This is a genomic window from uncultured Paracoccus sp. (assembly GCF_945915435.1).
Lineage (GTDB): Bacteria > Pseudomonadota > Alphaproteobacteria > Rhodobacterales > Rhodobacteraceae > Paracoccus.
On sequence record NZ_CAMEFG010000001.1, the window covers coordinates 1 to 21,603 of the forward strand.

The 21,603-nt window shown below is 68.6% G+C and carries 23 protein-coding genes; 11 read left to right on the plus strand and 12 right to left on the minus strand.

The features are described from left to right. Positions 1-196: 196 nt before the first annotated feature. The 3 genes from Q0O97_RS00005 to Q0O97_RS00015 are packed head-to-tail and all read right to left on the minus strand — an operon-like array spanning position 197 to position 3,913. Positions 197-964, minus strand: coding sequence for an aminoglycoside adenylyltransferase domain-containing protein (locus Q0O97_RS00005; RefSeq protein ID WP_294922932.1), 768 nt, complete (start codon positions 962-964; stop codon positions 197-199). 42 nt (positions 965-1,006) lie between these two features. Beyond that, on the minus strand, positions 1,007-2,818 hold the full coding sequence (locus tag Q0O97_RS00010; RefSeq protein WP_294922935.1) for an ABC-F family ATP-binding cassette domain-containing protein: 1,812 nt from the start codon (positions 2,816-2,818) through the stop codon (positions 1,007-1,009). A 42-nt stretch (positions 2,819-2,860) separates the two neighbouring features. Next, positions 2,861-3,913, minus strand: a complete 1,053-nt coding sequence (locus tag Q0O97_RS00015; RefSeq protein ID WP_294922939.1) for a serine hydrolase — start codon at positions 3,911-3,913, stop codon at positions 2,861-2,863. Between the two features lie 89 nt (positions 3,914-4,002). On the opposite strand from Q0O97_RS00015, the gene Q0O97_RS00020 reads away from it, so the two are divergent. The 4 genes from Q0O97_RS00020 to recR are packed head-to-tail and all read left to right on the plus strand — an operon-like array spanning position 4,003 to position 7,099. Further along, on the plus strand, positions 4,003-4,290 hold the full coding sequence (locus Q0O97_RS00020; RefSeq protein ID WP_294922941.1) for a DUF2218 domain-containing protein: 288 nt from the start codon (positions 4,003-4,005) through the stop codon (positions 4,288-4,290). Between the two features lie 9 nt (positions 4,291-4,299). Continuing rightward, positions 4,300-6,123, plus strand: coding sequence for a DNA polymerase III subunit gamma/tau (locus Q0O97_RS00025; RefSeq protein WP_294922945.1), 1,824 nt, complete (start codon positions 4,300-4,302; stop codon positions 6,121-6,123). A gap of 3 nt (positions 6,124-6,126) precedes the next feature. Then, entirely contained in the window at positions 6,127-6,471 is a 345-nt protein-coding gene (locus Q0O97_RS00030) for a YbaB/EbfC family nucleoid-associated protein (protein ID WP_294922947.1), read from the plus strand. A gap of 22 nt (positions 6,472-6,493) precedes the next feature. After that, positions 6,494-7,099, plus strand: a complete 606-nt coding sequence (recR, locus tag Q0O97_RS00035; RefSeq protein ID WP_294922951.1) for a recombination mediator RecR — start codon at positions 6,494-6,496, stop codon at positions 7,097-7,099. A gap of 114 nt (positions 7,100-7,213) precedes the next feature. Here the strand turns inward: recR and Q0O97_RS00040 are convergent, their stop codons facing one another. After that, on the minus strand, positions 7,214-7,669 hold the full coding sequence (locus Q0O97_RS00040) for an Hsp20 family protein (protein WP_294922954.1): 456 nt from the start codon (positions 7,667-7,669) through the stop codon (positions 7,214-7,216). Positions 7,670-7,905: 236 nt separating this feature from the next. On the opposite strand from Q0O97_RS00040, the gene Q0O97_RS00045 reads away from it, so the two are divergent. Then, positions 7,906-8,625: a DUF599 domain-containing protein gene (locus Q0O97_RS00045; RefSeq protein ID WP_294922956.1), complete on the plus strand. Its 720-nt coding sequence runs from the start codon at positions 7,906-7,908 to the stop codon at positions 8,623-8,625. Here Q0O97_RS00045 and Q0O97_RS00050 read toward each other — a convergent pair. The 5 genes from Q0O97_RS00050 to Q0O97_RS00070 form a co-directional block, all read right to left on the minus strand. Next, the gene (locus Q0O97_RS00050; protein ID WP_294922959.1) at positions 8,622-9,407 is read right to left on the minus strand and encodes a crotonase/enoyl-CoA hydratase family protein; all 786 of its coding nucleotides are present in this window, start codon (positions 9,405-9,407) and stop codon (positions 8,622-8,624) included. The genes Q0O97_RS00045 and Q0O97_RS00050 overlap by 4 nt on opposite strands. After that, a complete protein-coding gene (locus tag Q0O97_RS00055) occupies positions 9,404-10,297 on the minus strand; it encodes a hydroxymethylglutaryl-CoA lyase (RefSeq protein WP_294922962.1) in 894 nt (297 codons plus the stop codon). The genes Q0O97_RS00050 and Q0O97_RS00055 overlap by 4 nt, the downstream gene beginning before the upstream one ends. Then, on the minus strand, positions 10,290-10,946 hold the full coding sequence (locus Q0O97_RS00060) for a glutathione S-transferase (RefSeq protein WP_294922965.1): 657 nt from the start codon (positions 10,944-10,946) through the stop codon (positions 10,290-10,292). The genes Q0O97_RS00055 and Q0O97_RS00060 overlap by 8 nt, the downstream gene beginning before the upstream one ends. Beyond that, positions 10,939-12,873 (minus strand): acetyl/propionyl/methylcrotonyl-CoA carboxylase subunit alpha, encoded by a 1,935-nt coding sequence (locus Q0O97_RS00065; protein ID WP_294922967.1) that lies wholly within the window; start codon positions 12,871-12,873, stop codon positions 10,939-10,941. Before Q0O97_RS00065 ends, Q0O97_RS00060 begins: the two co-directional genes overlap by 8 nt. 99 nt (positions 12,874-12,972) lie before the next feature. Then, positions 12,973-14,577 carry a carboxyl transferase domain-containing protein gene (locus Q0O97_RS00070; RefSeq protein ID WP_294922970.1) on the minus strand — a complete coding sequence of 535 codons (1,605 nt, stop codon included), beginning with the start codon at positions 14,575-14,577 and terminating at the stop codon, positions 12,973-12,975. Positions 14,578-14,714: 137 nt separating this feature from the next. Here Q0O97_RS00070 and Q0O97_RS00075 point away from each other — a divergent pair, with 137 nt between their 5' ends. Next, positions 14,715-15,326 (plus strand): OmpW family outer membrane protein, encoded by a 612-nt coding sequence (locus tag Q0O97_RS00075; protein ID WP_294922973.1) that lies wholly within the window; start codon positions 14,715-14,717, stop codon positions 15,324-15,326. A 74-nt stretch (positions 15,327-15,400) separates the two neighbouring features. Here the strand turns inward: Q0O97_RS00075 and Q0O97_RS00080 are convergent, their stop codons facing one another. Both Q0O97_RS00080 and Q0O97_RS00085 read right to left on the minus strand, forming a co-directional pair. Then, positions 15,401-15,931 carry a lysozyme inhibitor LprI family protein gene (locus tag Q0O97_RS00080; protein WP_294922976.1) on the minus strand — a complete coding sequence of 177 codons (531 nt, stop codon included), beginning with the start codon at positions 15,929-15,931 and terminating at the stop codon, positions 15,401-15,403. Next, positions 15,928-17,088, minus strand: coding sequence for an acyl-CoA dehydrogenase family protein (locus Q0O97_RS00085; protein WP_294922979.1), 1,161 nt, complete (start codon positions 17,086-17,088; stop codon positions 15,928-15,930). Before Q0O97_RS00085 ends, Q0O97_RS00080 begins: the two co-directional genes overlap by 4 nt. Before the next feature lie 196 nt (positions 17,089-17,284). Here Q0O97_RS00085 and Q0O97_RS00090 point away from each other — a divergent pair, with 196 nt between their 5' ends. The 4 genes from Q0O97_RS00090 to cbiB are packed head-to-tail and all read left to right on the plus strand — an operon-like array spanning position 17,285 to position 19,558. Further along, entirely contained in the window at positions 17,285-17,803 is a 519-nt protein-coding gene (locus tag Q0O97_RS00090; RefSeq protein WP_294922982.1) for a winged helix DNA-binding protein, read from the plus strand. Beyond that, complete coding sequence (locus tag Q0O97_RS00095; protein WP_366125232.1) at positions 17,797-18,345, plus strand: histidine phosphatase family protein; 549 nt, start codon at positions 17,797-17,799, stop codon at positions 18,343-18,345. The genes Q0O97_RS00090 and Q0O97_RS00095 overlap by 7 nt, the downstream gene beginning before the upstream one ends. Next, on the plus strand, positions 18,342-18,623 hold the full coding sequence (locus tag Q0O97_RS00100; RefSeq protein ID WP_294922985.1) for a hypothetical protein: 282 nt from the start codon (positions 18,342-18,344) through the stop codon (positions 18,621-18,623). The genes Q0O97_RS00095 and Q0O97_RS00100 overlap by 4 nt, the downstream gene beginning before the upstream one ends. Further along, a complete protein-coding gene (gene cbiB / locus Q0O97_RS00105) occupies positions 18,620-19,558 on the plus strand; it encodes an adenosylcobinamide-phosphate synthase CbiB (protein ID WP_294922988.1) in 939 nt (312 codons plus the stop codon). The genes Q0O97_RS00100 and cbiB overlap by 4 nt, the downstream gene beginning before the upstream one ends. On the opposite strand, the gene hemC is transcribed toward cbiB, so the two are convergent. Beyond that, the gene (gene hemC, locus Q0O97_RS00110) at positions 19,555-20,496 is read right to left on the minus strand and encodes a hydroxymethylbilane synthase (RefSeq protein WP_294922992.1); all 942 of its coding nucleotides are present in this window, start codon (positions 20,494-20,496) and stop codon (positions 19,555-19,557) included. The genes cbiB and hemC overlap by 4 nt on opposite strands. A 77-nt stretch (positions 20,497-20,573) precedes the next feature. Here hemC and hemE point away from each other — a divergent pair, with 77 nt between their 5' ends. Then, complete coding sequence (hemE, locus tag Q0O97_RS00115) at positions 20,574-21,602, plus strand: uroporphyrinogen decarboxylase (RefSeq protein ID WP_294922995.1); 1,029 nt, start codon at positions 20,574-20,576, stop codon at positions 21,600-21,602. The last annotated feature ends 1 nt before the right edge of the window (position 21,603 follow it).

A 21,603-nucleotide genomic window follows, 5' to 3' on the forward strand; every position in this document is an offset into this window, starting at 1 on the left:
TCGCGGGCCTGCTGATCACCACCGAAGCCATGATCGCCGAAAAGCCCGAGCCGAAGCCGGCCGGCGGCGGCATGCCCGACATGGGCGGGATGGGTGGCATGGGCGGCATGATGTAAGCAGCCCGCCACAGGCACGAAAGGCCGCCCCAAGGGGCGGCCTTTTTCATGGCGGCAACCATCCGGCGATGGCCCGGCCATTACAGCGCCCTGTCGATATGCCGGGCAAGGGTCGCAGCCAGGTGCCGGGCATCCTCGCGCCGGTCGCTCCAGTCGTCCGCGATCTTGCCCAGATATGCCTTTCGCGCATATTCCAGCGTTGCACCGTCGCGCTGGCCGACTTTCGGCACGGCCCATGCGGCGGCGGCATCCTTGGTGACGAATGCGCCGCTGCTGGCCGTGTGCCACATCCTTGCAAGCGTCAGCAGGATGTTGCGCTCATCCCCGTGCAGCCCCGCCGCCAGGGTCGGAAGCAGCGCGCGCATGGCCCGGCGAACATCGCTGGCCGGGATCTCGGGCAGGAAGCGCGACAAGGGCGGCCCCAGCAGAGGCACAGATTCCCGCAAAGCCTGCGCCAGCACCAGCGTATGTTCGGGATCGTGGGCCGGGACCGGCGCCTCGCCTGCCTCGAACGCATCGCGCAGCCATTCGCCATAGACGAATTCGGCGCGGGCCGGATCGCTGCACCCGGCAAGGTCGGCGCGGCGAAACACCATGACCTCGAGGCAGCGCGGGCCTTCCGGCTTGGCAGGATGGCGGGCCGAAAGCCGCGACAGCGCCGCCGCAAGATCGCGACGCGGATCCGCCGCCAGATCATCGTCGATCACCGCGATCAGGTCGATGTCGCTTTGTGGCCGAAGCCCGCCCGATACGGCCGAGCCGTGCAGGCAGACCGCCAGAAGCCCCTCGCCCAGAATGCCGCGCAGGGCGGCCAGCGCCGCCTGCACCTGTTCGCTGCGATCGGGCATGGCGGCATCCTTCCTGTCAAGGGGCGTTCAAGCCCCCCCCCCTTAACCCGCGTCCTTTTCCGCCAGTTCCAGCCATTCCTCTTCCGCCGCGGCCAGGGCGGCCTGGCGATCGGCCAGCCCCTCGCTGGCCTTGCGGAACTTGGCCGGGGCGGTCTGGAACAGGTCAGGTTGGGCGAGGAACTCGGTCAGCTTGCCGATCTCGGCCTCAAGCCGTTCGATCACGGCGGGCAGTTCGGCAAGGCGGTGCTTTTCGGTGAAGGACAGGCCGGTCTTTCCCTGCGGGGTCTTTTCCTGCGGGGCCGGTGCGGGCCGGGCGGCAGGTCCGGGCGCAACCGGGGTGGCGGTGTCGGGCCGCTGCGCGCGATAATCCGACCAGCCGCCGGGATAGAGCGTCGCGCGCCCGTCGCCCTCCATCGCGATGGTCGCGGTCGCCACGCGGTCGATGAAGTCGCGGTCGTGGCTGACCAGCAGCACCGTGCCGTCATATTCGCCAAGCAGGTCCTGCAACAGGTCCAGCGTTTCGACGTCCAGGTCGTTCGTCGGTTCGTCCAGCACCAGAAGGTTCGAGGGCTGAGCCATGATCTTCGCCAGCAAGAGGCGCGCCTTTTCACCGCCCGACAGGCTGCCCACGGGCGCGCGCGCCTGCGCCTCGTCGAACAGGAAGTCCTTGAGATAAGCCACGACATGACGCGGATTGCCGCGCACCATCACCTGATCGGCCCGCCCCGAAACACGCATCAAGGCATCCCCCGTCAGCGCGTCCCACAGCGTCACGCTGTCGTCGATGGCGCTGCGGGTCTGGTCGAAGACCGCGATGTCCAGATTGGTGCCCAGCTTCACCTCGCCCGTGTCGGGGGGGATTTCGCCGGTCAGCATCTTGATCAGCGTCGTCTTGCCCGCCCCGTTCGGCCCCACGAAGGCCAGCCGGTCGCCGCGCATCACGCGCAGGTCGAAAGGCCGCAGGATCACCCGGTCGCCGAAGGATTTGGAAATCCCGCGCGCGTCGATCACCCGACGGCCAGACTGCTGGGCCGTTTCCAGCTCCATCGCGGCGGTGCCCTGGCGGCGGATCTGGGCGGCGCGCTGCTGGCGCAGGTCGGCCAGTGCGCGGAGGCGGCCCTGGTTGCGCTTGCGCCGGGCGCTGATGCCCTCGACCGCCCAACGGGCTTCCGCCTTGATCTTGCGGTCCAGCTTGTGGCGGGCCTCGTCCTCGGCGGCCCAGGTGGTTTTGCGCCATTCCTCGAAGGCGTTGAAACCCTTGTCCTGGCGGCGCACCTGCCCGCGGTCGATCCACAGGGTCGCGCGGGTCAGCGCGCGCAGAAAGGCGCGGTCGTGGCTGATCAGGACGAAGGCGGCGCGGGTAGCGGCAAGCTGTTCCTCGAGCCAGGCGATGGCCTCGATGTCCAGGTGGTTGGTCGGCTCGTCCAGCAGCATCAGCTCGGGCGCCTGCGCCATCAGACGCGCCAGCGCCGCGCGGCGGCGTTCCCCGCCCGAGGCGGTGGCGACGGGGCGGTCGGGGTCGAACTTCAACCCCTCGGCGGCCATTTCGATGCGATAGGCCTCCTCGGGCGGAAGGCCGGCGCCGGCATAATCGCCAAGCGTGGGATAGGCCGAAAGGTCGGGATCCTGCTCCATATACCCGGCCGAGGTTCCGGCGGGCATGACCACGCTGCCCGCGTCAGGCTCGACCAGCCCCGCCATGACCTTCATCAGCGTCGACTTGCCGGAACCGTTGCGGCCGACCAGCGCGATGCGGTCGCCCTGCTGAACGGTCAGGCTCAGGTCGTGGAAAACGGGATCGCCGCCGAAGGTCAGCGAAATATCGGTGAGTTGCAATAAAGGAGCGCGGGCCATGCCGCGCGACTACCCTGCCCCGCGCGCAAGGTCAATCTGCGCTTAAAGCTGCGCCAGCAATCGCCCCGCCAGATCGTGCAACTGGTTGCGATAGCCCGTCCGCCCCGAGGGCGCGTCGGGGTCCGAGGTGACGGCGATGGCGACGGGCGGCTGACCGCGTTCCGCCGGTGCGACATAGATCATCTGCCCGCCATAACCCCAGCCGTAGCAGACCTGCCGCCCGGCCATGCGATCCAGGAACCAGCCGTAGCCGTAGCCCGCCCCGGTGAAGGCCGAGGCCGTGCGCCGCACCCAGCTTTCCCCGATCCAGCCCTGCGGGATGACCAGTTCCTGCCCGGCCAGCCCGCCCGCCGCGTAAAGCGCGCCGAAGGCCAGCAGCGACCGCGTGGACATGGCCATCTGGTTGCCGCCCAGGTAGATCCCCTGCGGATCGCGATCCCAGCCTGCGATGGCAAAGCCCGGCACCGGACCCAGCCAGTCGCGCGCCAGTTCCAGCGTGGATCGCCCCGATGCCCGCGTCAGCGCCGCCGAAAGCAGATGGGTCGAGGCGGTCGAGTAAAGCATCCTGCCCCCCGGCTCGGCCACGAAGGGCGCGGCCAGCGCGTCGCGCACCCAGTTCGGGCTGGACACCCAACGCCCGTAAGCGGCGCCGGATTTCCGCTCAAGCCCCGCCTGCATGGACAGCAGGTGACCGACGGTAACGCGGCCAAGGCGGGGGTCGGGGCTTTCGGGCAGGTCGTCGCGCAGGATCTGCGCCACGGGCTGGTCCACCCCCGCGAACACGCCCCGCCCGATGGCGATCCCGGTCAGGGCCGAGACGATGGATTTCGACGCCGACTTGATATTCGTCGGCTGGTCGGCGGTGAACCGGCCATAGCCCCGCGCCGCGATTTCGTCCCCCGCCTGCCAGATCGCGATGGCGCGCAACTGCGGCAAGGCGGCGGCCTCGTCCAGGATTTCGGTCGGTCGGGCATCGCCCCGGCGCGCGGCGATCAGCGCGGGGGCGGCAAGGGCAAGCGACAGGGCGGCGCGGCGGGACAGCGTGGGATCCATGCGCGCAGGATAACCCGGCGGGCGCCCCCTGCGCGAGATCATTCGCTTCAACTTGCCGCCATCGTGCCCTTGACCTTGGCCGCGCGGCGGCCCAGCTTCCCGCTGGAAACGGAAAGCGAAGGATTGCCCAGATGATGCGCTCGACCTGCGACACGCCCACGGAACACGCCAGCCGCTATCTTCAGCAATTGTGCAAGCATTGGATGCACAAGTTCGCCGTGGAATTCGACGCTCAGGCGGGCCGGATCGCGCTGGCCGACGACGTCGCGCTGGCGATGCGGGCCGATCCGGCGGCCCTGCACCTGGAACTGGACGCACCCGACGCCGACACGCTGGAACGGTGGCAGACGGTCGTCGCCAACCACCTCGAACGCTTCGGCTTCCGCGAGGAACTGGCCTTCGACTGGAAGGCGGCCTGACGGTTGCCGATGCCGGGCCGCGCCGCTAAGGTGGCGCGGTCTTTCAAGCAGGGCGGCAGGATGAGCGAAAGCGGACAGAACTATCAGGTGCTGGCGCGGAAATACCGCCCCGAGACCTTTGCCGACCTGGTTGGGCAAGATGCGATGGTGCGCACCCTGAAAAACGCCTTCGCCGCCGACCGGATCGCGCAAGCCTTTGTCCTGACGGGGATTCGCGGCACCGGCAAGACGACGACCGCGCGCATCATCGCCAAGGGGCTGAACTGCATCGGTCCCGACGGTGCGGGCGGTCCCACGACCCAGCCCTGCGGTGTCTGCGAGCATTGCCTGGCCATCAGCGAGGGCCGCCACGTCGATGTGATGGAGATGGACGCGGCCTCGCGCACCGGCGTCGGTGACATCCGCGAGATCATCGAAAGCGTCCATTACCGGGCGGCCAGCGCGCGCTACAAGATCTATATCATCGACGAAGTTCACATGCTGTCCACCAGCGCCTTCAACGCGCTGCTCAAGACGCTGGAAGAACCGCCGCCGCATGTGAAATTCATCTTCGCCACCACGGAAATCCGCAAGGTGCCGGTCACGGTGCTGTCGCGCTGCCAGCGCTTCGACCTGCGCCGGATCGAACCCGAAGTGATGATCGCCCTTCTGAAGCGCATCGCCGATGCCGAAGGCGCGCAGATATCGGGCGACGCGCTGGCGCTGATCACGCGGGCCGCCGAAGGCAGCGCCCGCGACGCGACCAGCCTGCTGGATCAGGCGATCAGCCACGGCGCGGGCGAGACGACCGCCCCGCAGGTCCGCGCCATGCTGGGGCTGGCGGACCGGGGCCGGGTGCTGGACCTGTTCGACATGATCCTGCGCGGCGCCGCCGCCGAGGCGCTGACCGAGTTGCAGACCCAATATGCCGACGGCGCCGACCCCATCGCCGTGCTGCGCGACCTGGCCGAGATCACGCATTGGATCTCTATCCTCAAGATCACGCCCGAGGCCATCGACGACCCCACCATCGGCCCCGACGAGGCCCGGCGCGGCAAGGAATTCGCCGAAAACGTGCCCATGCGCGCGCTGACCCGGCTGTGGCAGTTGCTGCTGAAGTCGATCGAAGAGGTCTCGGTCGCGCCCAACGCCATGATGGCGGCGGAAATGGCGGTGATCCGCCTGACCCATGTCGCCGACCTGCCCGATCCGGATGCGCTGATCCGCAAGGTCCAGGCCTCGCTTGCCGCGGGCGAATTCTCGCCCGTCGCCGCGCCGGGGACCGGGGGCGCGGGGAACGCCCCGCAGGCGATGCGGCGTCCCGCGCCCGCCACCGCCACGGCAGGCAATGCCGCGCTGGCCGTAGCCCCCGATGCGGTCACCGCGCTGCACGACTTTCCCGCCGTGGTCGAGTTGATCCGCAGGATGCGCGACATGCAATTGCTGCTGGCGGTCGAGGATCACGTGCAACTGGTCCGCTACCAGCCCGGCCGGATCGAGTTCCAGCCCACCGCCGACGCCCCCGCCGATCTGGCGCAAAAGCTGGCCGAGCGGTTGCGAAGCTGGACCGGCGGGCATCGCTGGGTCGTCACCCTGGCCAATGAGGGCGGCCAGCCCACCATCTCGCGAACCCGCGAGGCCGAGCAAGAAGCCATCCGCCAGCGCGCCATGCAAAACCCCATCGCACAGGCGATCTTCGCCAGCTTTCCGGGCGCGCAGATCACCGACATCCGCAAGGCCCCTGCCGGGACGGCGGTTGAAATCGACGCGGGCGAGGATACATCCTCGCATGAAACCGCCGACGGCGTCGTCGCCGAGGTCGAGGAATGGGACCCCTTCGAGGATGAGGACTGAAAGATGATCAAGGGATTGGAAGGCTTGGGCGATCTGTCCGGCATGATGCAGGCCGCGCAGGAAATGCAGACGAAGATGGCCGAGATGCAGGAAACGCTGGCCCGCACCATCGTCACCGGCGAATCCGGGGGCGGTCTGGTCAAGGCCCGCGCCACCGCCAAGGGCGAATTGACGGGGCTGGACATCGACCCCTCGATCTTTCGGTCAGAGGACAAGGAAATCGTCGAGGACCTGATCCTTGCCGCGATCAAGGACGCGCAGAAACGCGCCGCCGACACCTCGCAGCAGGAAATGGCAAAGATCGCAAGCAGCATGGGCCTGCCGCCCGACGTGAAATTCCCCTTCTGAGCGCGGCAGGACGGCCAACCGCATGAGCGAGGGTAACGGCACCGGCGATATCCAGGCCCTGATCGCGCAGATCGCGCGGCTGCCGGGGCTTGGCCCACGCTCGGCCCGGCGCATCGTGCTGCACCTGATCCGCAAGCGCGCGGGCCAGATGGCGCCGCTTGCCGCGCTGATGGCCGAGGTCGCCGAAAACTCGCGCGAATGCGTGAGTTGCGGCAATATCTCGGATGGCGACATCTGCCCGATCTGCACCGACCCGGCCCGCGCCACCGGGGAAATCTGCGTGGTGACGGATGTGGCCGACCTTTGGGCGCTGGAACGCGGGCGGGCCTTTGGCGGGCGCTACCACGTCCTTGGCGGCAGCCTGTCGGCGCTGGATGAAATCGGCCCCGAGGACCTGCGCATCCCGCAACTGCTGGAACGGATCGCGCAGGAGGGTATCTCGGAGGTGATCCTCGCCCTGGCCGCCACGGTGGAAGGCCAGACCACCGCCCATTACATCGCCGAGGCGCTGGCGGGCACCGGCGTCGCCGTCACCGGGCTGGCCCAAGGCGTCCCCATCGGCGGAGAACTGGACTTCCTGGACGACGGCACCCTCACCGCGGCCCTTCGCGCAAGACGCCGCCTGTAACGGCAAGGCGCGGGAAAATCCCGCGCCTTCAATCAAATGGCGTGCGGGCTTTGCCCGCACATTTTTATTCAAGGGGCCGGATTTTCCGGCCCCGCCGCTGGTCAGGCCCCGTGCTCAGGCATCCAGTTTGCCGACGGCTTTCGCCGGTTTCGCGATCTCGATCCGGCGGGGTTTCAGCGCCTCGGGCAATTCGCGCACCAGGTCGATATGCAGCATCCCGTCAAGATGGCTGGCGCCCTCGACCCGGACGTGATCGGCAAGGGTGAACTTGCGCTCGAACGCGCGGGTGGCGATGCCGCGATGCAGGTAGTTGCGCCCTTCATCCTCGTCGGCCTGCTTGCGGCCCGAGACGATGACGGCGCCTTCCTTCACCTCGACCGACAGGTCGTCGGCAGAAAAGCCGGCGACGGCGATCGAGATGCGATAGGCGTTCTCGCCCGTCTTTTCGATATTGTAGGGCGGATAACCCTGCTGCGGCAGGTCGCTGGCCAGCGCGCGGTCCAGCACATCGGCGATCCGGTCGAAGCCGACCGAGGCACGGTAAAGCGGGGTCAGGTCAAAGTTTCGCATGTCGCATCCTTTTTCAAAGCGATACAAGCTTGCCCCCCGAAAGGGCGGGCGGTTTCCCGGATGCCCGTCGCGGGCCATCCGACAGGGGGAATCTGGGAAGCCCGCCGCGGCGTTTCAAGCCCCCGCATCGGGGGCTGCGTGCGCGATGACGATTGCATCCGCGCGGCTTTGCTGTGATCTTGCGGGCCAACCGCAACGATCCGCCCGATACCGGGCCGCGCCGACTGGGACATGCGATGAACCCGCTTCTTGCCGTGCTGCAATCCTTTCACCTGTGGGATCTTGCCGCCTTCCTGTGGCTGTTCTTCGCCTGGTTCTTCATTGGCTGGCGGATCGAGAACCCGCCTGCCGACAAGCCCTCGGTCTCGGTCCTGATGAAGGACTACCGGCGCGAATGGATGCGTCAGTTCGTCCACCGCGATCCGCGGATCTTCGACGGTAACATCCTGTCCAGCCTGCGCGAAAGCACGGCCTTCTTCGCCTCGGCCTCGATGATCGCGATCGGGGGCGGGCTGGCGCTGATCGGCAATTCCGAGCAGATCGCGGGCTTCGCGCGCCAGATGCAGCTTGGCGACGTTCCGACCATCAAATGGGAGGTCAAGATCATCATCGCCCTGCTGTTCGTGGTCGATGCCTTCCTGAAATTCGTCTGGTCGAACCGGCTGTTCGGCTATTGCGCGATCATGATGGGATCGGTGCCCGACGACGCACGCGACCCCCGCGCCCTGCCCCGCGCAATGCAGGCGGCCGAGTTGAACATCCGCGCCGCCCGCAGCTTCAACGCGGGGCTGCGCGGGATCTATTTCGCGCTTGGCACGCTGGCATGGCTGGCGGGCGCGGTGGCGCTGATCGTGGCGGTGGCGGCGGTGTTCTACCTGAACTGGCAGCGCGAATTCGGGTCGATCTCGCGCCGGGTGATGCTGGCGCACCGCCCGGAAGCGGGACCGGAGGGCTAGGCCTGCCAGCCGGGCTTGCGCCGGTCGAAGAAAGCGGCGATCCCTTCGGCGGCCTCGGGCGCGTCCCAGGCATCGACCAGCGCATCCATGCTGATCTCGATCACATCCGGGTCGATGCGCGGGCCAAGCCTGCGCGCAAGGCGCTTGGCCGCGCCGACGGCGCCGGGGGCGGTTTGCAGGTAGGCCTCGGCCTCGGCCAAGGCGACGGCATCCAGTTCGCCGGGCGCGTGGACACCGGCCAGAAGGTCCAGCCGCATCGCCTCGTCCGCGTCGAATATCCGCGCCGACATGAAGACGCGGCGCGCCCGCCCCTCGCCCATCCGGGCGACGACATAGGGGCCGATGGTGGCGGGGATCAGGCCAAGCCGCGTCTCGGTCAGCCCGAAACGGGCGCCTTGCGCGCCAAAGGCCACGTCGCAGACCGAGATCATGCCGATGCCCCCGCCGAAGGCATTGCCCTGCACCTTGCCGATCAACGGCCTGGGCATTTCATTGAGCGCATTCAGCATCATCGCCAGCTTGCGCGCAGCGGCGCGGCGCGCAGGCCCGTCGGCACCAAGCTGTTCGCGCATCCAGCCAAGATCGCCGCCCGCGCAGAAGCTGGGACCCGTGCCGGTCAGGATCACGGCGCGGGTATCGGGGTCGCTGCCCAGCATCCCGGCGGCCTCGGTCAATTCGTCCATCATCTGCGCCGACAAGGCGTTGTGCTTCTCCGCCCGCGCCAGCCGCAGGGTCGTGATGCCGCGCCCGTCGCGGTCGATGGCTATGGTCTGGAAATTCATTGCGTTCCCTCTGCCCGCATGGCCCCCTGACGCATGGCCCCCTGACGCATGGCATGTGCCATGTCCGCCGCCTGCGCGATGATATCCATGTCCAGCCCGGTGTCATGGCCAAGCGCTGCCAGATGCGCCGCCAGCTTTTCGGTCGCCACATTGCCCGCCGCGCCGGGCGCATAGGGGCAGCCCCCCAGCCCGCCCACGGCGGCGTCGAAGACCCGCAGCCCGCGCGCAAGGCTCGCGTCGGTGTTTTCCAGCGCGCGGCCTGCGGTGTCGTGGTAATGCCCGGCCAGGCGGTCGGGGGGCAATTCGTTCAGCACGGCGGCCAGCATGGCGTCGATGGTCTCGGCCCTGCCCTGCCCGATGGTGTCGCCCAGGCTGATCTCGTAACAGCCCATGTCGCGCAGCGCCGCCGCCACGCGGGCGACGCTGGCGGGCGGGGTCGGCCCGTCGAAGGGGCAATCCGTCACGACCGAGACATAGCCCCGCACCGGCACCCCATCCACCTGCGCCGCCTGCGCGACCGGGGCCAGACGTTCGAGGCTTTCGGCGATGGTGGCGTTCAGGTTGGCCTTGGAAAACCCCTCGGACGCGCTGGCGAAGATCGCGACCTCGCTGGCACGGGCGGCGCGGGCGGCCTGATAGCCCTTCATGTTGGGCGTCAGCACCGCATAGCTGATGCCGGGACGGCGGGTAATGCCCGCCATCACCTGCGCCGCGTCGGCCATCTGGGGCACCCATTTCGGGCTGACGAAGCTTGTGACCTCGATCCGCCGGAAACCGGCCTGCGACAGCAGGTCGACCAGCGCGATCTTTTCCGCGGCAGGGATCAGCCGCTTTTCGTTCTGCAAGCCGTCGCGCGGCCCCATTTCGAATATCTCGACGAATTCAGGCATCGGGGGCCTCGTAGAAATCGCGGGTGTAGATGGTGGGGGCGCCTGCAGGCGGCAGGCACCGGGCAAAGGCGGGGCGCGCGGCGCAGCGGGCGGCATAAGCCGCAAGGCGCGGGCGTTCATCCAGCCGCACGAAGCGCCCCGCCAGCCAGACCGAATAGCCCACCGCGCAGTCCACGCCCGAAAATTCGCCCATCAGCCAGTCGTCCTTCAGCCAGTCCTCGACCAGCCGCAGGGCCCGCGACAGGCGGGCGGCCTCCAGCTTCATCACGGTGGGGGAACGCTGCCAATCCTCACGCAGGACGACATGGTGCTGGGTCAGGTTCGCCAGATGCTGGCCAAGCGTCTCGGCGTAATGCAGCCAGTCCAGCCAGGCGCCGCGCCCCGGCTGACCCGGCAGGGCGATGAGGTGGGGCGCGCGGGTCTCGCAAAGGTATTCGATCATCGCGCCGGATTCGTGCAGCGTCAGGCCGCCGATCTGCAAGGCGGGCACGCGGCCCGTGGGGTGGATACGGTCATAGGGTGCGGCCCGCATCGAGCCGTCGAAGAAATCGAGCGGGCGCAATGCGTAGTCGCAACCGATTTCCTCGAGCAGCCACATGACCCGCATCGAGCGCGACAGCGGCACATGCCAGAGCGTGATCTCAGTCATCGTCGCCGTCCAGCCGGATCAGGGGGGCGCCTGCCTCGACCTGATCGCCCTCATGGGTCAGGACCTCGGCCACGGTGCCGTCGCGGGCGGCGGTCAGGGTGTGTTCCATCTTCATCGCCTCCAGGATGGCAAGCCGGTCGCCTGCCGCGACATGCTGGCCGGGGGTGACGAAAACCGCCTTGACCAGCCCCGGCATGGGCGAAAGCGTCAGCCCGCCGCCCGCCTCCTCGGCCCCGCGATCCAGCGGGTCGATAGGGGTCAGGGTCAGCGTGCCAAGGCCGAAGACGCTGACCCCGCCGTCATGGCAGGCGATCCGCGCGGCGCAGGGGCCGCCGTCGATCCACCAGCGGCCATTGCGCCGGGCGATGTCGTGGGGCTGGCCGTCGATGGTGACGCGGGCCTGGCCGGGGCCGAGAACCTCAAGCACGGCCTGACCGCCCTGCCATTCGACGCTGCGCCGCAGGGGTTGCCACAGCACCGTGCCGGGCTGCGGTTCGCGATTTTGGCAAGGGGCCAGCCCGGCCAGCCCGATCACCGCCAGCGCGAGTGCGCGCGGATCGGGTGGCGTCTGCGCGGTCAGCGCATCAAGGTCGCGGGCGATCAGGTCGGTATCGACCTCGCCCCGCCCGAAACCCTCATGCCGGGTCAGGGCGCCCAGGAAATCGACATTGGTGACGGAACCCGCGACCTCGGTATCGGCCAGAGCGGTTTCCAGCGCACGCAGCGCGATGGCACGGGTCGGGCCGTGGGTGACGATCTTGGCGATCATCGGGTCATACCACGGGCTGATCGTGTCGCCCTGCCTGACGCCGGTTTCGATTCGGGCGTGTTCGGGAAAGCGCAGATGGGCAAGGGTGCCGGTGGCGGGCAGGAAACCGGCGGGAACGTCCTCGGCATAAAGCCGGGCCTCGAAGGCGTGGCCGGTGATGGCCAGGTCCTGCTGGCGGGCGGGCAGGGATTCGCCGCTGGCGACGCGGAGTTGCCATTCGACAAGATCGATGCCGGTGATCAGTTCGGTCACGGGATGTTCGACCTGCAGGCGGGTGTTCATCTCCATGAACCAGAAACGGTCGGGGCGCAGGCCCTCGCTGCCGTCGACGATGAACTCGATCGTGCCCGCGCCGCTGTAGCCGATCGCCTCGGCCGCGCGGGTGGCGGCGGCACCCATCGCCTGGCGCATTTCAGCGGTCATGCCGGGGGCCGGGGCTTCCTCGATCACCTTCTGGTGGCGGCGTTGCAGCGAACAGTCGCGTTCGAACAGGTGGACGGCGCGGGTGCCGTCGCCGAAGACCTGCACCTCGATATGGCGGGGTTTGCGGATGTATTTCTCGATCAGCACGGCGGGGTTGGCGAAGGCGGTCGCGGCCTCGCCCTGCGCCGATTGCAGGGCGGCGGCGAAGGCGCCGGGGGTTTCGACCAGCCGCATGCCCTTGCCGCCGCCGCCCGCGACGGCCTTGATCAGGACGGGATAGCCGATGGCCGCCGCCTGCGCGGCGAGGTGGTCCGCGTCCTGGTTGTCGCCGTGATAGCCGGGCACCACGGGCACGCCCGCCTGTTCCATCAGCGCCTTGGCCGCGTCCTTCAGCCCCATCTTGCGGATCGCATCCGCCGAGGGACCGATGAAGGCCAGCCCGGCCTGATCGACCGCCTGCACGAAATTGGGGTTCTCGGACAGGAAGCCGTAGCCGGGATGGATCCCTTGCGCGCCGGTATCCAGTGCTGCGCGGATGATGGTATCGCCGCGCAGGTAGCTGTCCCTGGGCGCCGGGCCGCCGATATGGACGGCCTCGTCCGCCATCGCGACATGGCGGGCATCGCGGTCGGCATCCGAATAGACGGCGACGGTGCGCACGCCCAGCCTGCGGGCGGTGTCGATGACGCGGCAGGCGATTTCACCGCGGTTGGCGATCAGGATCTTTGCGAACATGGGGCACCTTGCCTCTGGCGAAGGCCGGGGGCTGCCGCCCCCGGACCCCCGCGGGTATTTGGATGATGAAGAAAGCGGGCGCGGTCCTGTGGCATCTGCCTACATCCTGAAGATGCCGAAGCGCGTTGGTTCTATCGGGGCGTTGAGGCTGGCACGGAGCGAAAGGGCCAGCACCTCGCGCGTCTTGCGGGGATCGACGATGCCATCGTCCCAGAGGCGCGCCGAGGCGTAGAGGGGGTGGCTCTGGCGTTCGAACATCTCGATGGTGGGGCGCTTGAACTCGGCCTCTTCCTCGGGGGACCAGGTGCCGCCGCGGCGCTCGATGCCGTCGCGGCGCACGGTGGCCAAGACGCCCGCGGCCTGTTCGCCGCCCATGACGCCGATACGCGAGTTCGGCCATGTCCACAGGAAGCGCGGGCTGTAGGCGCGGCCCGACATGCCGTAATTGCCCGCGCCGAAGCTGCCGCCGACCAGCATCGTGATCTTGGGCACGTTTGTCGTCGCGACCGCCGTCACCATCTTGGCGCCGTGGCGCGCGATGCCTTCGTTTTCGTATTTGCGCCCGACCATGAAGCCGGTGACGTTTTGCAGGAAGACCAGCGGGATGTTTCGCATCGAGCAGAGTTCGATGAAATGGGCGCCTTTCTGCGCGGCCTCGGAAAAGATCACGCCGTTGTTGGCGACGATGCCGACAGGGCAGCCCTGGACATGGGCAAGGCCCGTGACCAGCGTTTCGCCGAAGCGGGCCTTGAATTCGTCGAAACGCGAGCCGTCGACCACGCGGGCGATCACCTCGCGGATATCGTAGGGGGTGCGCAGGTCGGGGGGGGTGACGCCCAGGATTTCCTCGGGGTCGTAGGCCGGGGGTTCGGGCGATTGCCACGCGACCGTCTGCGGCTGTTGCCGGTTGAGGTTGCCGATCGCGCGGCGGGCCAGCGCCAGCGCATGGGCGTCGTCCTCGGCCAGGTAGTCGGCGACGCCGGAGAGGCGGGTGTGGACGTCGCCGCCGCCAAGGTCCTCGGCGCTGACGACCTCGCCCGTCGCGGCCTTGACCAGCGGCGGGCCGGCCAGGAAGATCGTGCCCTGGTTTCGCACGATGATCGTGACGTCGGACATGGCGGGCACATAGGCGCCCCCCGCCGTGCAGGACCCCATCACCACCGCGATCTGCGCAATCCCGCGCGCCGACAACTGCGCCTGGTTGTAGAAGATGCGGCCGAAGTGGTCGCGGTCGGGAAAGACCTCGTCCTGATTGGGCAGGTTGGCGCCGCCCGAATCGACCAGGTAGACGCAGGGAAGCCGGCATTCCTGCGCGATTTCCTGGGCGCGCAGGTGCTTTTTCACCGAGATCGGGTAATAGGTGCCGCCCTTGACCGTCGCGTCATTGGCCACGACCATCACATCCTGGCCATGCACCTGCCCGATGCCCGCGATCACCCCCGCCGACGGGGCCGCGCCGTCATACATCCCATGCGCCGCCGTCGCGCCGATTTCCAGAAACGGGCTGCCGGGGTCGAGCAGGTTCGCCACCCTTTCGCGCGGCGCCATCTTGCCGCGCGAGACGTGGCGTTCCAGCGCGGCGGGGCCGCCGCCCGCAGCCGCGGCCTCGGCCGCCTGGCGCACGGTTTCCAGCATTTGCAGATGCGCCTGGCGGTTGGCGCGGAACGTCTCGGACGAGGGCAGCGCGGCTGAGCGCAGTTTCATGGCAGGACCCTTCTGGCGGAAAAACGATGCGCGAAAGCCACGGATCGCGCGGTGCCGTCACATGGTTGATGCAGATCAAGGCGGCGGGGACGGGATCCGCGCGATGAGGCGGGGCGCGAACTTGCAAGAGGTTTGAAATGAAACGCCATATTCTTATCGCGACGGCGCTGGTCGCCCTTTGCTCGCCCGTGTTCGCGCAGTCGCAAGGCGAATGGACCATCGGCATCGGCGTGGCCCATGTCGATCCCAAGTCCGACAACGGCACGCTGGCAGGCGGCACGGTTCCGACCAGCATCGGCAGCAGCACGCGCCCGAGCATTACCTTTGAATATTTCATCCGCGACAACCTGGGCATCGAGGTGCTGGCGGCCCTGCCCTTCCGCCACTCGATCAGGTCCGAGGGGGCCGAGATCGGGACGGTCAAGCACCTGCCGCCGGTCGTGTCGCTGCAATATCACTTCGACGCGACGCCGCAGTTCAAGCCCTTCGTGGGCGTCGGCGTGAACTTCACCGGCTTCTGGGACGGCGAGGCGCGGGGACCGCTGGAGGGCAGCAGCCTGCGCGTCAAGAACAGTTGGGGGCTGGCCGCGCATCTGGGTGCGGATTACTGGATCAACGACCGCTCGGCGATCCGCGCGGACCTGCGCTGGATCGACATCAATGCGGATGTCGAGCTTGACGGGACAAGGATCGGCTCGGTCGATGTCGATCCGGTAGTCGCGGGCATCAGCTATGTGATGAAGTTCTGAAGCCTGCGGGCAGAAAACGGCGGGGCGTCCCACGGGGCGCCCTTTTTCATTTGGGGGGTCGGGACGCGCGCCGGTCATGGGGTTTCCGCGACGGCGCGCAGGCGCAGGGCCTGTTCGGCGGTCAGTTCCAGCATGCATTGCATCGACGCCGGACCGCCCGCCGTGCCGCCCTGCCACCTGACCGATTCGAAGGTGCAACTGGCATCGCGGAAGGCGATCCAGTGGCGTTGGGCGTCGCGCAGGACCGGGGCAGCGGGCGCCGCGGCCGAGCCGAGCCGGTCGAGTTCCGCATCCGCCGCCTCTGCCTGCGTCAGGGCGCGGTCATACCAGGCGTTCAGCAGCATGTCCCATTCGCCAGTCTCACGGCCAAGGCAGCCGGACATGCCGACGGTCGTATCGCCGCCGGGCCGCGCCATGCAGTCCTGCGCGGCGGTCCCGATGCAGATGCGCAGATCATCCGCCGTCGCGCCCGCGCCCTTGTCGCCCGCCGCCCGGTCGAGGCAGGCGGAAAGGAAACCGTCGTCATAGCCCACATCCATCTGCGGGCCCTCCTGCGCAAGGGCGGGCATGGTGGCCAGCGCAAGGATCGCAGCGACGCGCATCATGCCAGCGACAGCAGTTCGCGGCCGATCAGCATGCGGCGGATCTCGCTTGTGCCGGCGCCGATCTCCATCAGCTTGGCGTCGCGGAACAACCGGCTGACCACCGAATCGTTCAGGAAGCCCGCGCCCCCCAGCGCCTGCACCGCCTGATGGGCCTGCACCATCGCCTGTTCGCTGGCGTAAAGCACCGCCCCCGCCGCATCCTGCCGGGTGACGCGGCCCGCGTCGCAGGCGCGCGCGACCTCGTAGACATAGGCGCGGGCGGTGTTCAGCGCGACATACATGTCGGCGATCTTGCCCTGCATCAATTGGAAGCTGCCGATGGGCTGGCCGAACTGCTTGCGGTCGCGGACATAGGGCATCACCTCGTCCAGGCAGGCGGCCATGATGCCAAGTCCGATGCCCGAAAGGACCAGCCGTTCGTAATCCAGCCCCGACATCAGCACGCGCACGCCCTTGCCCTCGGCGCCCAGGATGTTTTCGGCGGGCACCTCGCAGTTATCAAAGATCAACTCGCCCGTGTTCGAGCCGCGCATGCCCAGCTTGTCGAAATGCGGGCCGGTGGAAAAGCCCTTCATGCCGCGCTCGACGATGAAGGCGGTGATGCCGCGGCTGCCCGCCTCGGGGTCGGTCTTGGCATAGACGACCAGGATATCGGCGTCGGGGGCGTTGGTGATCCAGTATTTGTTGCCGTTCAGCACGTAATGATCGCCGCGCTTCTCGGCCCGCAGCTTCATCGACACGACATCGGAACCCGCCCCTTCCTCGGACATGGCCAGCGCGCCGACATGGGTGCCCGCGCAAAGGCCGGGCAGGTATTTCGCGCGTTGGGCATCGTTGCCGTTCAGCTTGATCTGGTTCACACAGAGGTTGGAATGCGCGCCATAGGACAGGCTGACGCTGGCGCTGGCGCGGGCGATTTCCTCGGTCGCGACGACATGGGCCAGATAACCCATCCCGGCGCCGCCCCATTCCTCGGCCACGGTGATACCCAGCAGGCCAAGCCCGCCCAGTTCGGACCAGAGTTCGTCGGGAAAGGCGTTGCTGCCGTCCACCTGCGCCGCCATCGGCTTGACGCGGTCCTGCGACCAGCGATGCACCATCTCGCGCAGGGCGTTCACATCCTCGCCCAGATCGAATTCCATCCCCGTCGTGAACATCGCGGACCCCCTCCCTTTATTGAACGACCGTTCATTTAATGAATGGGGGATGACCACCCCGCCTGTCAAGAATTTTCTGCCGCAGCGTCCGAGCCGGCCCCCGGACCTGTTTCATTGACAGAAAGGCAAGGCGGCGTCATCTTTAACGGGAATCAAGTCGGGCGAATACGCCCTGCAAGATGGTTTCTGAGGATGTATGGTAACGATTGCAGCCCCAACTGGCGGGGCAGACAGCCAGATCGGGATGGGCCATGATGCGGCCCGATCTCTTGCCGAATTCGAATCCGCCCTGCTGCTGGCCGCGGATGCCTATCGCCGTTGGATCGTGGCCGGGCTGGACAGGGCCGGGCAGGCCGGGCTGTCGCCGCTCGAGGCGCTTTTCCTGCTGATCCTGACCGGCCGCGACGAGCCGCTGGGTTTTGCCGAACTCTGCGCAACCGCCCGCGTGGGCGAGGCGCACCTGGCCCATTACGCCCTGCGCAAGCTGCAAGGGCTGGGGCTGGTGCGGACAGCAAGGCAGGGCAAGCGCAAGACCGCGGGCCTGACCGACAGGGGACACGAGTTGACGGCCAATTTCCATGCGCTATACGGCGCCTTGCTGGATGCGCAGGCGACGGCCCTGTCGCATGGCAAGGAACTGGGGCGGATGGCTGACGCGATGCGGGAACTGGCGGCATTCTACGAACGGGCCAAGCAGGCAACCCAGGCGTGCTGAGGCTGGCGCTGGTCCGCCACGCCCCTACCCGCCCCGATGGCCGGATGACCGGGCGGCGCGAGGTCGATGCCGATTGCGCCCATCCCGCCGCGCTGGACCGGCTGCGGCAGGGGATCGGCGCGCTTGCCCCCGCGCAGGTCTGGACCAGCCCGGCGCGACGCTGCCTTCAGACCTGCGCCGCCCTTGGACTGAACGCGCGCATCCTTCCCGATCTGGTCGAGCAGAGCTTTGGCGAATGGGAAGGCGCGCGCTATGACGAGTTGCCCGACCTCGGCCCGCTCGGCACCGGGGAACTGGCCCGCCACCGCCCGCCGGGGGGCGAAAGCTTTCTGGACATGACCGCGCGGGTCCGCCCGCTGCTGGATGGGGCCAAAGACGATACGCTGATCGTCGCCCACGCCGGAACCATCCGCGCGGCGCTGTCGCTGGTCGTGGGGGACGCGGCGCTGTCCTTTGCCGCCGCACCGCTGTCGCTGACCGTGCTGATCCGGGCGGGCGGCATCTGGTCGGTCGAGCGCGTCAACTGCGGCGGCATCGCATGACGGGACAGGGCGATACGCCGATCATTGCGCCGGACCGCCCACGCAAATGCAGGCAGGCCCACGCGGCGCTGTCTTTTGCCGCCGCACTCTTGTCGCTGACCGTGCCGGTCTCGGCGGACAAGCGGGGCAATCGCATGCTCGGACCGCGCAAGATGCGGGCCACCGGACGGGACCGCATGCGCAGGGGCAAGCGGGTCCGCGCGGCCGGGCGCCTCTCCTTCACGCCGCTGTCGCTGACCGCGCTGGTCCGGGCAGGCAAGACGAGCGGCGTCGCATGACATGGCCCGCCGACACGCTGGCCGTCGCGCTGGTGGCGTTGGCGCTGGATGCGCTGATCGGCTGGCCGGATGGGCTTTATCGCCGCATCGGCCATCCGGTGACATGGCTGGGGCAGCTGATCGCGGTGCTGGACCGGCGCTGGAACCAGGGCGCGGGGCGGGTGTGGCGGGGCGTCGCGGCCTCGGTCGTCGTGATCGTGGCGGCGGCGGTGCCCGCGCTGCTGCTGGCCCGCTGGCTGACCCCTCTGCCCTTCGGCCCGGTCCTGCTGGGGGTCCTGGCATGGCCACTGGTCGCCAGCCGGTCCCTGCACGATCACGTCGCCGCCGTGGCCGCGCCGCTGGCGCGCGGCGATATGGCGGGCGCACGCGCGGCTGCCGCGATGATCGTCGGGCGCGATCTGGACGACCGCCCCGAACCCATCGCCCGCGCGGCGTTGGAGAGTCTGTCCGAGAATGCCTCGGACGGGGTGGTCGCACCGCTTTTCTGGGCCGCCGTCGCCGGTCTGCCCGGAATCGCCGCCTACAAGGCGATCAATACGCTGGATTCGATGATCGGCCACCTGAACGCGCGGCATGGCGCGTTCGGTCGCTTCGCGGCGCGGCTGGACGATCTGGTCAACCTGCCCGCCTCGCGCCTGACCGGGCTGCTGATCGCGGCGGCAGCCGGGTCGCGACGCGCCTTGCGCGTGATCCGGGCCGATGCCCGCCGCCACCGCTCGCCCAATGCGGGCTGGCCCGAGGGCGCGATGGCGGGCGCGCTGGATGTGCGGCTGTCGGGGCCGCGCAGCTACGGCGGTGTCACCACGGACGAGCCTTGGCTGAACCCCGCCGCGCGCGACCCCGGCCCGCAGGACCTGCTGCGGGGATTGCGGATCTATCGCCGCGCGGTGGCGGGGGCGGGGCTGCTGATGGCGCTGCTCTGGCTGGCGGTCTAGCGCCAGTCGAAGAACCCGGTGGGGGCGCGGGACAGCAGTTCCTCGGCCAGGTCGACGCCCAGTTCCGGGCCGTCTGCGACAGGCCCGCGACGTTCGCCCGCCAGCGCCTCGGACCCGTCGGGGCGCAGGATCTCGCCGCGCAGCCAGATGTCGCCGCCCTCCAGCAGGGCCAGCGCGGCGATGGGGGTTTCGCACGACCCGTCCAGCCGCGCCAGAAAGGCGCGCTCGGCGGTGACGCGCTGTCCGCTGGGGCCGTCGTGGATCGCGGCCAGCAACGCGCCCGCCATGCTGTCACCCGCGCGCCGTTCGACCCCGATGCAGCCCTGCGCGACGGCGGGCAGCATGTCCTGCGGCTCGATGGCGCTTTGGGCAACCTCGGTCATCCCAAGCCGTGACAGGCCCGCCATCGCAAGGAAGGTCGCCTCGGCCACGCCCTCGTCCAGCTTGCGCAGCCGGGTCTGGACGTTGCCGCGGAACTCGACCAGTTGCAGGTCGGGACGGCGCAGGGCCAGCTGCGCGCGGCGGCGCAGGCTGGACGAGCCGACCACCGCGCCCTGCGGCAGTTCCGCGATGCTGCGATACTTGCGACTGACGAAGGCATCGCGCACATCCTCGCGCGGCAGGAAGCAGTCGATCACCAGACCGTCGGGCTGGATCGTCGGCATGTCCTTCATCGAATGGACGGCGATGTCGATCGCGCCACTGGCCAGCGCCTCCTCGATCTCGCGGGTGAACAGGCCCTTGCCGCCGATTTCCTTCAGCGCGCGGTTCTGGATCTGGTCGCCGGTCGTGGTCATCGGCACGATCTGGAACGCATCGGACGGCAGGCCATGCGCGGCCATCAGCCGGTCGCGCGTCTCATGCGCCTGCGCAAGCGCCAGGACCGAGGCGCGGGTGCCGATACGCAGCGGGCGGGTGGGGTCGGGCATCTGTGTCATGGCAAGCGGCATAGCCCCGCCCCGCGCCCTTGACAACGGGGACGTGCTGGCGATGAAGGATCAACACAGGAGAAATCATGACCACCAAGACCATCCTGCGCGCGCTTTCGGGCGAGCGGCTGCCCACCCCGCCCATCTGGATGATGCGTCAGGCGGGTCGCTACCTGCCCGAATACCGCGCGACCCGCGCACAGGCGGGCGACTTTTTGTCGCTGTGCTATACGCCCGATCTCGCCGCCGAGGTGACGCTGCAACCGATCCGCCGCTATGGTTTCGACGCGGCGATCCTGTTCGCCGACATCCTGCTGATTCCGCAGGCACTGGGCAGCGACGTCTGGTTCGTGACCGGCGAAGGCCCGCGCTTGTCCACGATTACCGACGCGGCGGGGGTGGCGGCGCTGAAGCCCGCGGATGCGGTCCATGACAAGCTCTCGCCCATCTATCAGACCCTGCGCATCCTGCGCCGCGAACTGCCGGCCGAGACGACGCTGATCGGTTTCGCCGGTGCCCCCTGGACGGTCGCGACCTATATGGTCGCCGGTCGCGGCACCCCCGATCAGGGACCGGCGCACGCGATGAAGGCCGCCGACCGCGCGGCGTTTTCGGCGCTGATCGACCGGATCGCGGATGCGACCATCGAATATCTGTCCGCACAGGTCGAGGCGGGGGCCGAGGTGCTGAAACTGTTCGACAGTTGGGCCGGTTCGCTGAAAGGCGCCGATTTCGACGATTTCGCGCTGGCGCCCGCGCGGCGGATTGTCGCGGCGCTGAAGGCGCGCCACCCCGGCGTGCCCATCATCGCCTTCCCGCGCGAGGCCGGGCCGCGCTACGTTGGTTTCGCCCGCGCGGTCGGGGCCGATTGCGTGGCGCTGGACCAGTCGGTCGATGCGGGTTGGGCCGCCGAAAACGTCCAGAGCGATGGCTGCGTCCAGGGCAACCTCGACCCCCGGCTGCTGGTCGAGGGCGGGCCGCGCCTGATCCAGGAAACCCGCCGCATCGTGCAGGCTTTCGCGAATGGGCCGCATATCTTCAACCTCGGCCACGGCATCACCCCCGACGCCGACCCCGACAACGTGCATCGCATGATCGAGGCGGTGCGGGGCTGAA

Coding starts and splice junctions, on each gene's coding strand:
- Q0O97_RS00025 (WP_294922945.1), top strand. CDS start 4,300: ATGCCGGGCCGCGCCGCTAAGGTGGCGCGGTCTTTCAAGCAGGGCGGC.
- Q0O97_RS00005 (WP_294922932.1), bottom strand. CDS start 964: ATGCCCGATCGCAGCGAACAGGTGCAGGCGGCGCTGGCCGCCCTGCGC.
- Q0O97_RS00020 (WP_294922941.1), top strand. CDS start 4,003: ATGATGCGCTCGACCTGCGACACGCCCACGGAACACGCCAGCCGCTAT.
- recR (WP_294922951.1), top strand. CDS start 6,494: ATGAGCGAGGGTAACGGCACCGGCGATATCCAGGCCCTGATCGCGCAG.
- Q0O97_RS00050 (WP_294922959.1), bottom strand. CDS start 9,407: ATGAATTTCCAGACCATAGCCATCGACCGCGACGGGCGCGGCATCACG.
- Q0O97_RS00045 (WP_294922956.1), top strand. CDS start 7,906: ATGAACCCGCTTCTTGCCGTGCTGCAATCCTTTCACCTGTGGGATCTT.
- Q0O97_RS00070 (WP_294922970.1), bottom strand. CDS start 14,577: ATGAAACTGCGCTCAGCCGCGCTGCCCTCGTCCGAGACGTTCCGCGCC.
- Q0O97_RS00055 (WP_294922962.1), bottom strand. CDS start 10,297: ATGCCTGAATTCGTCGAGATATTCGAAATGGGGCCGCGCGACGGCTTG.
- Q0O97_RS00080 (WP_294922976.1), bottom strand. CDS start 15,931: ATGATGCGCGTCGCTGCGATCCTTGCGCTGGCCACCATGCCCGCCCTT.
- Q0O97_RS00040 (WP_294922954.1), bottom strand. CDS start 7,669: ATGCGAAACTTTGACCTGACCCCGCTTTACCGTGCCTCGGTCGGCTTC.
- Q0O97_RS00100 (WP_294922985.1), top strand. CDS start 18,342: ATGACGGGACAGGGCGATACGCCGATCATTGCGCCGGACCGCCCACGC.
- Q0O97_RS00085 (WP_294922979.1), bottom strand. CDS start 17,088: ATGTTCACGACGGGGATGGAATTCGATCTGGGCGAGGATGTGAACGCC.
- Q0O97_RS00065 (WP_294922967.1), bottom strand. CDS start 12,873: ATGTTCGCAAAGATCCTGATCGCCAACCGCGGTGAAATCGCCTGCCGC.
- Q0O97_RS00030 (WP_294922947.1), top strand. CDS start 6,127: ATGATCAAGGGATTGGAAGGCTTGGGCGATCTGTCCGGCATGATGCAG.
- cbiB (WP_294922988.1), top strand. CDS start 18,620: ATGACATGGCCCGCCGACACGCTGGCCGTCGCGCTGGTGGCGTTGGCG.
- Q0O97_RS00090 (WP_294922982.1), top strand. CDS start 17,285: ATGGTAACGATTGCAGCCCCAACTGGCGGGGCAGACAGCCAGATCGGG.
- Q0O97_RS00015 (WP_294922939.1), bottom strand. CDS start 3,913: ATGATCTCGCGCAGGGGGCGCCCGCCGGGTTATCCTGCGCGCATGGAT.
- Q0O97_RS00060 (WP_294922965.1), bottom strand. CDS start 10,946: ATGACTGAGATCACGCTCTGGCATGTGCCGCTGTCGCGCTCGATGCGG.
- Q0O97_RS00010 (WP_294922935.1), bottom strand. CDS start 2,818: ATGGCCCGCGCTCCTTTATTGCAACTCACCGATATTTCGCTGACCTTC.
- Q0O97_RS00075 (WP_294922973.1), top strand. CDS start 14,715: ATGAAACGCCATATTCTTATCGCGACGGCGCTGGTCGCCCTTTGCTCG.
- hemE (WP_294922995.1), top strand. CDS start 20,574: ATGACCACCAAGACCATCCTGCGCGCGCTTTCGGGCGAGCGGCTGCCC.
- hemC (WP_294922992.1), bottom strand. CDS start 20,496: ATGACACAGATGCCCGACCCCACCCGCCCGCTGCGTATCGGCACCCGC.